Annotated in this window: 10 protein-coding genes; 1 reads left to right on the forward strand and 9 read right to left on the reverse strand. The window is 34.0% G+C overall.

The genetic code is table 11. The features are described 5' to 3' along the window. Positions 1-5: 5 nt before the first annotated feature. The 9 genes from QWY90_RS06195 to QWY90_RS06235 all read right to left on the reverse strand — a co-directional run bounded on the left by QWY90_RS06195 (position 6) and on the right by QWY90_RS06235 (position 9,884). The gene (locus QWY90_RS06195) at positions 6-323 is read right to left on the reverse strand and encodes a hypothetical protein (protein WP_290284987.1); all 318 of its coding nucleotides are present in this window, start codon (positions 321-323) and stop codon (positions 6-8) included. Positions 324-365: 42 nt separating this feature from the next. Next, the gene (locus QWY90_RS06200; protein ID WP_290284988.1) at positions 366-974 is read right to left on the reverse strand and encodes a DUF2238 domain-containing protein; all 609 of its coding nucleotides are present in this window, start codon (positions 972-974) and stop codon (positions 366-368) included. 306 nt (positions 975-1,280) lie between these two features. After that, positions 1,281-2,093, reverse strand: a complete 813-nt coding sequence (locus QWY90_RS06205) for a hypothetical protein (RefSeq protein WP_290284990.1) — start codon at positions 2,091-2,093, stop codon at positions 1,281-1,283. Between the two features lie 110 nt (positions 2,094-2,203). Then, positions 2,204-2,758 carry a DUF6932 family protein gene (locus QWY90_RS06210; protein ID WP_290284991.1) on the reverse strand — a complete coding sequence of 185 codons (555 nt, stop codon included), beginning with the start codon at positions 2,756-2,758 and terminating at the stop codon, positions 2,204-2,206. Positions 2,759-2,959: 201 nt separating this feature from the next. Continuing rightward, entirely contained in the window at positions 2,960-5,206 is a 2,247-nt protein-coding gene (locus QWY90_RS06215) for a hypothetical protein (RefSeq protein WP_290284992.1), read from the reverse strand. Positions 5,207-5,685: 479 nt separating this feature from the next. Beyond that, the gene (locus QWY90_RS06220) at positions 5,686-6,069 is read right to left on the reverse strand and encodes an HU family DNA-binding protein (protein WP_290284993.1); all 384 of its coding nucleotides are present in this window, start codon (positions 6,067-6,069) and stop codon (positions 5,686-5,688) included. Between the two features lie 367 nt (positions 6,070-6,436). After that, positions 6,437-6,898 carry a hypothetical protein gene (locus tag QWY90_RS06225; RefSeq protein WP_290284994.1) on the reverse strand — a complete coding sequence of 154 codons (462 nt, stop codon included), beginning with the start codon at positions 6,896-6,898 and terminating at the stop codon, positions 6,437-6,439. A gap of 140 nt (positions 6,899-7,038) precedes the next feature. Beyond that, entirely contained in the window at positions 7,039-8,091 is a 1,053-nt protein-coding gene (locus QWY90_RS06230; RefSeq protein WP_290284995.1) for a proline iminopeptidase-family hydrolase, read from the reverse strand. 20 nt (positions 8,092-8,111) lie between these two features. Further along, positions 8,112-9,884 (reverse strand): AMP-dependent synthetase/ligase, encoded by a 1,773-nt coding sequence (locus QWY90_RS06235; RefSeq protein ID WP_290284996.1) that lies wholly within the window; start codon positions 9,882-9,884, stop codon positions 8,112-8,114. Between the two features lie 120 nt (positions 9,885-10,004). Here QWY90_RS06235 and QWY90_RS06240 point away from each other — a divergent pair, with 120 nt between their 5' ends. Continuing rightward, positions 10,005-11,930, forward strand: coding sequence for an LTA synthase family protein (locus QWY90_RS06240; protein ID WP_290284997.1), 1,926 nt, complete (start codon positions 10,005-10,007; stop codon positions 11,928-11,930). The last annotated feature ends 15 nt before the right edge of the window (positions 11,931-11,945 follow it).

Below are 11,945 nucleotides of genomic sequence, written 5' to 3' on the forward strand. Positions count from 1 at the left end.
CCATATTACATAAATCCTTTTTTGGCTTCCTTCCAACCTATCAAATCCTCTTTTTGTATTCGGATAGCTTGAATCTTAGACGAAAATGATTGAGCTTGTTTCATCGCTTCAAGATGGGTACCGTTGCGATAAAATGCGTTAATGTCATTTTCCTCTTCCCATAAAGTCATAGTGTACCATACTTTCAAATTCCAACTGCCTCCAATTTTATATTTTATACACTTTGATTGTTTTAACTCCGCTATAATTTGGCTGTTAAACTTAAAAAAAGGAATAAGCTTTGTATAGGAGTTTAGTTCAATTTTAGTTATAGATAAAATCATTGATTGTAGTTGTTTTTAGTTGTGTGGTTTTGTGAGGTTATATTAGGGCACGGAATGCAATTCCGCCAACGCCTTGTCCTGAGCCTTGCTTAGAAAAACCAGCATACAAATAGCACCGATAGTAGCAAACAACATATCCGACTGGGTATCCCAAACATCCCCCTGAGTACCCAAAAAGGCATCGCCGCCACTTCCGCTGCTGATAGAAACGCCCCATTCAATCCATTCATAGGCGGCACTGATGGCGAGGCATAGCGCTACAATGATAAAATTAAAAAAGGCCTTGTTGGCAATGACGTGTTTTCGGATAAATACTTCTCGGATAATCATAGCCGGTACAAAACCCTGGGTAAAATGCCCCACTTTATCATAGTTGTTCCGCGATTGGTGGAATACCTCCTTGACCCAATCAAACAATGGCACTTCGGCATAGGTATAATGACCGCCCACAAACAAAATGATGCAGTGCAGCAGGATAAAGCCATAGGTAAGGTGGGTAAAGGCAAACCGTTTATAGGTTACCGCTAACACTAAAAAACCAAGCAGAGCCGGACTTACTTCCAAAAACCAGGTAAAGTAATCTTTAGGATACAGCCCTGATAGGAACAGACTGATAAAGAACAAAGCTATAAGAACAGGCAGTTTAAGCATAGCAATAGGGGTACGTTTCGAAAGTAAAGATATAAAAAAGCCGCTATTGGCAAAGCCGCTGATTTGGAAAGGAGGGGTAATACCTCAAAGTCTGGAGACTTTGCGGAGCGGGGGGGAAAGAACAAAGCAATAAGAACAGGCAGTTTAGGCATAGCAATAGGGGTACGTTTCGAAAGTAAAGATATAAAAAAGCCGCTATTGGCAAAGCCGCTGATTTGGAAAGGAGCGGTAATACCTCAAAGTCTGGAGACTTTTCGGAGCGGGTTTTTATCATAGAATGCGGAGCGGCGGTGTTAGCAGCTATAACTATAACTTGAGTTTAATTTGTGGTTCTGAAATTTCCACTAGTTCGTGTGCTATACGCTCTTTTCCAGAAATAAAATGAGTGTCTGATTTTTTAAGATGAATTGTACACTGCTTATTGAGAAAATTTAAATTGTAGTCAATAACGGTTTCTTCTGATAAATCTGGACTTATAAATCCTGATATTTTATATCCATTTTCATCGGTAATTTCAAACTTTCCGGAATCTAGTAAAATACCCCTCAACACACCATTAATAAAAACTTCAGAATCTTCATTTGATGCAGCATTAACTCTCTCAAATCCTTGGTGAATCTTTTCTTCACTAATTTCAATACTGGTTGATCCAGTTTCAATTTTTAGCATCGAATGCTCTTCATCAATCTCTTTAAGAAAAGCTTTTAAATTATTTAAATTTCTTACTGGAGTTTTTTCTATAATTTCCTCAAAGGCATCATTACTAATTGTCGCTGCATTTATTAACTCTACCACGTTTCCAATTGCCTCAGCTACATCTTGCTCTGCAAACATATCGCTAGTTTCAATTTGAGATAACTCAACACCAAAAGATCCAGTAGGTAAAGCTGTTAAATAAAGTTCAGAATTAACAGAATGCTTTGTTTTTCCTCTTTTACCGACATGTCCAAATCTCACAAGTGCAGTTTGAGTTTTGACTAATTCTTGAAAAGGGCGTAAAGCATTACTTAAAAATTTAGCTTTAATTCCTTTCGAACCTTTTACTGCTTGTCCACTAAATAAGAGTATAATTTTTGCTTCTGAATAATTATCGGGTATTTTCGATAATTCTTCTTTCAAACTATTTAATTTCTTTTTTAAACTGATTGACATAATAGCGTGGTCACTGACGAGGTTTAATAACCGTTCAGTGTCAAGTATTTGTGCTTTTATTTGATTTACCCTATTTATCATAACACTAAATTACTTAAAAAATTCCATGCATTTGCATCTATTTGGGGAGTATTTAACTCAATTCTAATTATACCTTTCCAAATGTTTAAACGATTATGGGAAAATAATTGCAACCAATATCTTGTTGATTCTACAGTAAATTCTGGACGATATCCATAATCAACAGGATAATGATCTAATTTAAAATTTTGTTTAGAAATGTTAAAATCAATGAAATCTGGAAATGACTGTTGAATTGTTATATTTTGTTGTTGACTTAAATTTTTATAAAATGTAACAGTATCTAAATCGCGAGGTGCACGACCTTCTGTAACTTCAATATTTTCTGTAAAACTTCCATCGAGCCATTGAAAACCTTCGACCACACCGAAATTTTGTAACTGCTCTCGAAATTTAATAAGACCTTTTAAAATTTCCACTCGTTCTTTTGATGTTGCAAAGTGCATACAAAATTCTAATGTATCAGAGATATAAGGGCTTAATTGCGTCAAGTCAGTCGGATTACCAATATGAGGTGGAGTGACATGATTATGATCAAAGTTTGGTATCATTTAGATTTTGTAAAGTAAGCAAATATATCGAAAATATCTTATTATAACTGAAACGTTTAAAATGCTTGCAACTATCGTTCCTCTACTTCATGCAGTTACTTCAGAACTGATTATCTTCAGTTAAAGTTAAAAATTCTTGCTGAACGAAAACATGAACTTACCATAAAACTCGAAATCTTGCCAAACGGATGTTTTGTGCTGTTATACTACTTTCGTTTCATCTATTGTTTTAACTACCTCGTCAATTTTTTCTATTGCAAGTTGACAATTGTAAATAAATGTTGCATGGCGTATAATGCTTTCTCCAACATTAACTAAGTCTTCTTTTAGGTAGTTATATGAGGTTATATTATTTGAAGGAAAAGGTGGGCACCAAACATCTATCCTCTTTGCGCATAATAACCACATATTAGTAGGATAAAGGCTCAATTTTGCTTCGTAACTTTCTAAATGTATAGGTATTTCTAGTTTGTCGGGCTCAGCAAAATAAAAACCAACATCTCCAGGACGATTAGAACCAGTACTACCAGTTTTTGCTTTTTGAGAAAATGTAACTTTTTCAACAAGTATTTCATTTATAAGCATTGGCAGATCTACTTCTGAAATAATTCCCCTGCTTATCAAAAACTCTAAACTGTCAATTTTCGTTTTATCAAGTAGTTTAACTAAGGAATAATCAAATTTTTGTATTTCACCCTTTATGTTCCAAAAATCAGTATAAATATCACCTATATATTCACGCTCTTGTTGTAAACTATTAAATTTGAACTGGATAGTATACAAAGGAGGGATTGACATCTTATTCGAATTTTGTTTTTCTTTTAATTTTGAAAGTATTTTAGATATTGACGTATCACTATCGTCATTAAGAATTTTAGTAAACCAAGGCTTATACTGTAACTCTAAAATAGATTTAATGATTGAAGGGTCTTCTCCTGCCAATGCAAGGCAACTCAAATGAACATTCATACAGCTAATAACAAATGAAGCGAAAGGATAAGTGTTATTTATTGATGAAAAATTTATAATATCATCAAGAAATTTATCTGATAATTTTTCAAACTTCTCTTTATATCTGTCAGCAGTGGTATGATAATCGTTGGTAGACAACATATCACAATAAGGTTTATAATAAATTTCAAATTGTTTTAAAGTAGTGTTAAGCGAAATAGTTGCGTCATAGGCAGCCACTTTTTCAGGAATTGCGTACACGTCTGCTACTAATTCATTAACTAACTTTGTTAGGTTTACGATCTCTTTTTGTATTTCATTAAGACGATAATAAACTTCTGATAAATCAGTTCCATTATATAAATTATTTAATATTTTGGCTATAGGATTAGTTGGCATAAAAGGAATATTTAATATTGATATAGGATTTTTTAATGTATTATTGATATAGGATTCAATTTCTTTTGCAATTTTTTGCAAATCTGAAGATAGTGCTTTTATAAAGCGTTGTGTAAAATCTTCGAGTAATGAAATATTTCCTTGAAAAAATATTTGAAAATAATCGGAACTTAAAAGTACTTTTAAAGTTTCAATTGGTATGCCAAGGGTTGAAGTTTGAAGTTGTCCAGAATATCTCCTTAATTCACATTCTACTACTTTAATTAGAGCTTCTCCTATTTGTGCCTGATCCCGAGAATATCCTTCATCATTTTTTCCAACCCAATATTGCATTATGTTTTCTCTGAAATTGTCATGAACATGCACATACAAGTCAAGACGACCGCATATAATCGCTTGGAGCAACAACTGATTTTTTTCTACTTTAATATCTCTATCAGTCACTTCTATTGCTATTTGCAAAGACAATTGGGCTATCGGGTCTTTGTACGCATCAAAATCACCTGAACAAATTCTTAAAAACATTACATCGTGAGGAGCTAAAACATCAGTTGCATAAAACTGTTTTGTTGAACCAGGACAGTTTTCTTCTGAATTTTGGCATAAAGGCATTCCAATTGCATTTGTTCTTTTGTTATGCTCGTCTAAAAGGCGTTTAACAATGTCATGTTTTCCAGATCTCCAACATCCAGCGGAATAAGCTAACAACTGGTCTCTTGTACAGTTTTTCCAATTATTAGCAGGTGGTATACTAGGATGCCTTACCATAAAACCAGGCATATCCGGTTTTTCATATAGTGGTAAATTTAATTTATCCTTTTCACTATTACAGAATGCTAATATTCCTGTTTTATGTGCTGAATCACCAAAATCAACGGTCATTGTTAATCCTTTTGTACATGGTAAGTCAGCCATTGGAATTTCAACATCAGACTGCCATAAGCCAATTAAGCCAGTATTTTTATCTCTGTGTTTTTTCAATCCTGAAAAATCATATTCTTCATAGAATAAAAAATTTCTGTCTGGAGGCATAATACACATACCATTTCCAACAAGTTCGGCAAATAAATTATAGGCTTGCTTTAATAAATCTTCCATTTTTATCTGTTTTAATTAGTTCGTTTAATAATAGAACACAAATCTTTTATATAGTCGCAATTAAATTGAACTATTATCTCTCTCAAATCTACTCAAACCTTTTTACCCTTACAATCAATTGTTAATAACTAACTTACATTTTAACCTAATTTCTTCTACCTTTCTTCGCAGCTTTTTCGCAAAAACCACCCTTTTTGCAAGCCGCTACTTGGTTACACCTGACAGGTTTTAAAAACCTGTCAGGTGTCTAAATGCTATTTCAAAACATCAACTAAGGTTATTTTCTTCACAAAAACCACCATTTTCCAAAACCACAGCAGCTTTCAAATCAAAGCTCCGCATCTTTCAAGTTAAAGCTCCGCATCTTTGAAGCGGAAGCTCCGCATGTTTTTGTTCGAGTTTGAAGTAATGCCAAAAAAAAGCTCCAGGCAGGAACCTGGAGCTTGAAATAAGGTGGCCTAGCCGAAAGAAATCTACGTTTACGATACTTTCTGGTACGTAACGGTTTTCAAGAAAGTGCGAAGACGTTTGCCCGGGCGAAAACGGATGCGGTTGTTGGTAATCGCATTGCTGGTTACTTCGTCCGCCGTTGCCTTGCCTTCAGAACTAAGCCCCACCTGAAAGTTTCCTAACCTGCCAAGCTTAACAATTCGGCCTTCTTCCAATTCAGTAATGATATTGGATTCGAGCGAAACCAAAACGGCATAACAGTCGGCTTCGGTCACTGTACACTGAATGGAAATCGCTTTTGCCAATTTGTCCAAATCAGTTTCTCCATCGCCAACCGCGTTGGCATAGAATTTTGCGGGTGCCAAAAGATCCTGAGGATTCTTTTTCGGCACTACTGTAAATTTTACAGGCATAATTAAAAATTTTAAATTAATAGTACCAGTCCACCAACAAGAAGCGTGCAAAGAAGCGTGCCAAAGGTTGAGATTGTAGTTTTTTGCAGGTTTTTGTCACTTTTTGCAGGTTTCTGCAGGTTTTTGTCACTTTTTGTTACTTTTTGTATGTTTTTGCAGGTTTCTGCAGGTTTTTGTCACTTTTTGTTACTTTTTGTATGTTTTTGCAGGTTTCTGCAGGTTTTTGCAGGAAAAGGGAAAATAGAGAACGGAAAATAGAAAATAGACAGTTGTCTTTAAAGTTTAGCTCCTAAATTCTATTCTCTTTATAAAAAAAAACGCTCTGGAATTTCTTCCAGAGCGTTTTACATTATGAAAATTCTAAAACTTATTTCATTTTTCCGTTAACAACTGCAACGGCAGCTCCTACAATAGATGCTACGAATATTGAAGCTACAATGCCAATTCCCATTAACTTAAAATCAATAGTTTCTTTATACATATTCATAAAGAAATTGTCGCTTAAGCTCATGAACAAAGCAATTCCGACAGCCATTTTAATTCCAGACATGCAAGTAGAAATGCCTTCTCCTTGTGAAAAGATATAAGAAATTAAAAACCCAAAAAATAAGCAACCTAAGAAAATGAACATCATATTCTCTGGTCCTGAACCTTCTGGTTTTGGAAAAGTGTCTTTAAGTAAGATGCCCCAAACGAGCCATCCCATTAAAAAGTCAACAATTCCTCCAACAATTCCTCCGATAAAAAAGTTTTTTACATTCATAATTAATAGTTTATTGGTTAATGAAATAAAAATACCACTTAATGAACAATTGTTAAATTTTAACATAAATAATTATTAACTATTTAAAAATCAAGAATGTTAATAACCTAATTGGTAAAATATTGTGATTTATTACTGTAAACCGGACATAAAAAAAGCTTCTTAAATTTAATAAGAAGCTTTACTATGAATAGGGTTTGTGATGGTTATGACTTTTTAAAATTCCCGCTGTCTACATCTTTCAAAAAGGAAATTACACCCGGAAAATAATGTTCCTGGTCATCATACTGTGAGCAATGACTTCCGTTTGGACAGTATAAAAATCGTCCGTTTTGGACTTCTTTGGATATCCATTCCATGTGTTTTGGGTCCATGGTATCATATTGTGCTCCAATAACTAAAGTTGGAATGGTTAGTGTTTTTAGTTTTGAGGTAACATCCCAGTCTTTTAAAGTAGCATCACCTGTAATTCCGAATTCACTCGGACCTTGCATAAACACATACACATTCGGATTTAAATGTTTGAATGCTCTGTTTATTGATTCGGGCCATTTGTCAATAGGCATTCTCAAAATGTGTTCGGTGTAGTAATATTTGAATAGCAATTCTGCGTATTTTGGATTTTTATAGTCTTTGTTTTTTTCAAACGCTTTGATTTGAGTAAAGACTTCTTTGGGTAATTTTGGACCAAGAACATCCTCAGCATATTTATTATAAGCTGGTGCACTTGCCATCATATTAGCAATAATTAACCCTTTTAGATTCTTCTGGTATTTCAAAGCGTATTCCATAGCAAGGATTCCGCCCCAGGATTGTCCCATTAAATAAAAGTTAGAATTGTCTAATTTCAGGGCTTTACGCACTTGTTCTACTTCGTCTACAAAGCGGTCAATTGTCCATAAGCTATTGTCATTTGGTTGGTCGCTGTAGTAGGAACCCAATTGGTCGTAGTAGATATACTCAATACTTTCATTAGGGAAATAGCCATCAAAGCTTTCAAAAAATTCATGAGTGCCACCCGGACCGCCATGTAATAAAAGGACTTTTATCTTAGGATTGTTCCCAACACGCTTTGTCCATACATTGAATTTACCTATTGGAGTAGTAATCGGAATCATTTTAATTCCGCCGGTTGACTGGTCATCACTTTTAGAGTAATCTAAATAGTTGGCTTTTGTAGTGTCTTCCGGTTTACTTTCTTTACAACCCGAAAATGAAATTACCGTTACCAGTGCGATTAAAAGTTGTTTTATCTTCATAAGTTGAAAAGATTAAGGTGTTAGTTATATATTTTTTGGTACAAATCTTTGTATTTCTCCATTACAATTTTACGTCTGAGTTTCATGGTAGGCGTAAGGTGTCCGGCATCAATAGACCAAACATCGGGAGTGAGTTCAAAACGTTTTATTTGTTCCCAGCTTCCAAATTTTTTGTTTAATTCATTTACCTCTTCTTGAATACGTTCAATTAGTTTAGGGTTTGAAATGATTTCTTCGTTTGTATTTCCAACAGCAATTCCGTGTATTCTTTCCCATTCTTTAACAAAGGTAAAGTTAGGTTGAATAAAAGCAGCAGGCATTTTTTGGCCATCACCAATCACCATAATTTGTTCAATAAAACGAGATTGTTTCATGGCATTTTCTAATAATTGTGGTGAAACATATTTGCCGCCTGACGTTTTAAACATTTCCTTCTTGCGGTCCGTAATTTTCAGGAAACCTTCGCTATCTATTTCGCCAATATCACCTGTGTGAAAATAACCATCCGTCATTACTTCTTTGGTTTGGGCTTCATCTTTATAATAACCCAACATTATGTTTGGTCCTTTGCATAAAATCTCACCGTCTTCGGCTATTTTTACTTCTACTTTATCAATAACTTTCCCAACAGTTCCTATTTTAAATCCTTTGTTACGCATATCGTTTATAGCAACTAATGGGGAAGTTTCTGTTAATCCGTAGCCTTCCATTATTGTGATTTCGGCAGCAGCAAAAATCCTGGCTAATCGGGGTTGTAATGCGGCACTTCCGCAGGCAATAAGTTGTAAATTTCCGCCAACAGCTTCTTTCCATTTGCTAAAGATGAGTTTTCTGGCTATTTTTAATTGAAATTCATACCACCAACCATTGGCCTCATAAGGTTCAAATTGCATCCCTAATTTAATGGCCCAAAAGAAAAGGACTCTTTTTATTCCCTTAAGTTCTAATCCCCTGGAGTAGATTTTATCATATATTTTTTCAAGCACTCGCGGAACTCCCGTTATCAAATCAGGTTTTACTTCTTTTAGGTTTTCACCAATTTTATCTAATGATTCACCAAAATAAATAGCGATGCTATAATATTGACATAAATACAGATAAAAACGCTCTAAAATATGGCAAACGGGTAAATAACTCATTGTTTTGTATTTGCCTTCTGTGTATGGAATTCTCAATGCGCCAGCAAACACATTAGAAACAATATTATCATGCGATAGCATTACACCTTTAGGTTTTCCGGTAGTTCCCGAAGTGTAAATTATTGTTGCTAAATCAGTAGGCTTGACATTATTTTTCCTGTCTTCAACTACATCTTGATTGCTTTCGTCTTTTCCAAGTTCTAATAATGAGGTCCAATTTTTACATCCTTTGATTTCGTTGAAAGCGTATATTTCTTTTAAGGAAGCAACGGAGTCTTTTACAGCCATGATTTTTTCATAAACTACTAAATCAGAAACAAAACAATATTTTGATTCGGAGTGATTTAAAATATATTCATAATCTTCTGCAGCAATGGTTGGATAGATAGGCACATTTTGAGCACCAACCTGAAGTATTCCAATATCCATTATGTTCCATTCGGTTCTGTTTGAAGATGAAATTATGGCTATTTTGTCATTTTCTAATACGCCTAATCGAAGTAAGGCTCTCGAAATAGCATTGGCTTTATTTATGTATTCTTGTGTTGAGGTCTTTATCCATTGCCCATCATATTTAGTAACAAGACAATCAGAGAGATTATTTTTTGAAAGTTGATAATAAGGGAAGTCAAAAAGTCTTGAGATTTGAGTCATTATGCTACTAATTTTATTGCAAATTAAATAATATTAGCGTGATGCACAATATTAATTTAAAATATAAAGAATTTGCCACTGAAATATGTAGTTTTGTAGCGCTTACTTTTTATACTTTCTATGAAAAAATTTCCAAGAATTGGAGAATATAAAGTTTTAGCTTTCAGAATAGTGTTAGCTTATCTTTTTTATTTTGTTGCCAGAGTTTTATTTTTTATTTACAACAGAAATTTAATTACTGTCGATAGTTTTTTTGATTTTATAAAATTGTGTTATCATGGTTTAGTATTTGACACGACATCGATTTTATATGTTAATGCTTTATTCATTATTATCTCCATTTTTCCGGCACTAATAAATTCAAAAAAAAGTTATCAGAAAGTACTATTCTACATTTATTTCTGCACTAATTTAGTTGCGTATGCTACAAACTTTATAGATTTTATTTACTACAGGTATACGTTTAGCAGAAGTACAAGAGCCTCATTGGATACCCTTGAAAACGAGAGTAATAAGACCGCTTTGTTTTTTAATTTCCTGCTTAATTATTGGCATGTATTTTTATTATTTTTCACTTTGTCTTTTGTATGGATTTTGCTTTATAAAAAGATAAAAATTCACCATAAAGTTGAAAAAGCAAGTATAAAATACTTTTTTGTTTCAATTGTAAGTTTCCTAGCCATTACAACACTTTGCATAGGTGGTATTCGAGGTGATTTTAAGAAAAGCACCCGACCCATAAATATTTTAGATGGGAGCCGTTATGTTCAAAATTCGGGTCAGGCCGATGTGGTTTTGAACACACCATTTGCTATTATCAGAACGTGGACTACTAATACGTTTAAGAAAGTAAATTTAGTTTCAAAAGCGGAAGTAGCTAGTTTGTTGGTTCCGATTAAACACTATCAAAACAATCCTCCAACCAAGCCTAATATTGTTATTTTTATTTTAGAAAGCTTTGCCAGGGAATATAATGGAGCTTTCAATAAAGGCACAAAAATTAAGGGTTATGAAGGCTATACTCCGTTTGTAGATTCGTTAGCACAGCACAGTTTGATATTTACGAATGCTTATGCCAATGGTTGGAAATCCATTCATGGTATGTCATCTGTTATTGCCGGAATTCCTTCGTTTCAAAATGCTTTTACTTCCTCTCCATATCCGAAACAGAAAATAGAATCACTAGTTTCTACTCTGGAAAGTCAAGGCTATGACACTTCTTTTTTTCATGGAGCTCCTAATGGTTCGATGGGATTTTTAGGTTTCGGAAATATCTTGGGTTATGATCATTATTATGGAAAAACGGAGTTTAATAATGATGCAGAGTTTGATGGTGTTTGGGGAATTTGGGACGAACCTTTCTTTCAATTTTTTAATAACAAATTAACGCAGAAAAAGCAACCTTTTATGGCAACCTTGTTTTCGGTTTCGTCACATGAACCTTATAAAGTTCCTGAAAAATATGAAGGTAAATTTCCAAAAGGAAAAGTAAATATCAACGAATGTATAGGTTATACGGATTACTCATTGAAACAATTCTTTGCTTCCGCCAAAAAGCAATCGTGGTATAAAAACACCATTTTTGTTCTAGTTGCCGATCACGGAAATACCATTGCCTACGACGAATACAAGAAAGAATTCAATAAAAATACGGTTCCAATTTTGTTCTTTTCACCAAATGAAAAGTACGTGGGTGTGAATACCGATTGGGCACAGCAAATTGATATTTACCCTACACTTTTGGATATGATTGGCTATCAAAAACCTTTTAGAAGTTGGGGTAGAAGCTTAATTAACGAAAAGCAAGTAGCACCTTTTGTCATAAAATACGGTTCCAATATGTACCAGTTTATGAGTGGCGATTATATCTGTACTTTTGATGGCAAAAAAGCCATAGGATTTTACGATAAAAACGACAAAGCTATGGAGCATAACTTAATCTCAAAACGAAATGCAGCTATGGATTTACTGGAATTAAGATGTAAAGCTTTTGTCCAGGATTACATGGAAAGAGTTGTTGATAAGCGATTGACTACTGTTAAATAGATGAAAGAAGCAAGA

Source organism: Flavobacterium paronense, assembly GCF_030409795.1.
GTDB classification, from domain to species: domain Bacteria; phylum Bacteroidota; class Bacteroidia; order Flavobacteriales; family Flavobacteriaceae; genus Flavobacterium; species Flavobacterium paronense.

Excerpts from the sequence above, each read along its gene's own strand:
- QWY90_RS06225 (WP_290284994.1), bottom strand. The coding sequence starts at position 6,898 with ATGTTAAAATTTAACAATTGTTCATTAAGTGGTATTTTTATTTCATTA.
- QWY90_RS06230 (WP_290284995.1), bottom strand. The coding sequence starts at position 8,091 with ATGAAGATAAAACAACTTTTAATCGCACTGGTAACGGTAATTTCATTT.
- QWY90_RS06195 (WP_290284987.1), bottom strand. The coding sequence starts at position 323 with ATGATTTTATCTATAACTAAAATTGAACTAAACTCCTATACAAAGCTT.
- QWY90_RS06240 (WP_290284997.1), top strand. The coding sequence starts at position 10,005 with ATGAAAAAATTTCCAAGAATTGGAGAATATAAAGTTTTAGCTTTCAGA.
- QWY90_RS06235 (WP_290284996.1), bottom strand. The coding sequence starts at position 9,884 with ATGACTCAAATCTCAAGACTTTTTGACTTCCCTTATTATCAACTTTCA.
- QWY90_RS06200 (WP_290284988.1), bottom strand. The coding sequence starts at position 974 with ATGCTTAAACTGCCTGTTCTTATAGCTTTGTTCTTTATCAGTCTGTTC.
- QWY90_RS06210 (WP_290284991.1), bottom strand. The coding sequence starts at position 2,758 with ATGATACCAAACTTTGATCATAATCATGTCACTCCACCTCATATTGGT.
- QWY90_RS06215 (WP_290284992.1), bottom strand. The coding sequence starts at position 5,206 with ATGGAAGATTTATTAAAGCAAGCCTATAATTTATTTGCCGAACTTGTT.
- QWY90_RS06220 (WP_290284993.1), bottom strand. The coding sequence starts at position 6,069 with ATGCCTGTAAAATTTACAGTAGTGCCGAAAAAGAATCCTCAGGATCTT.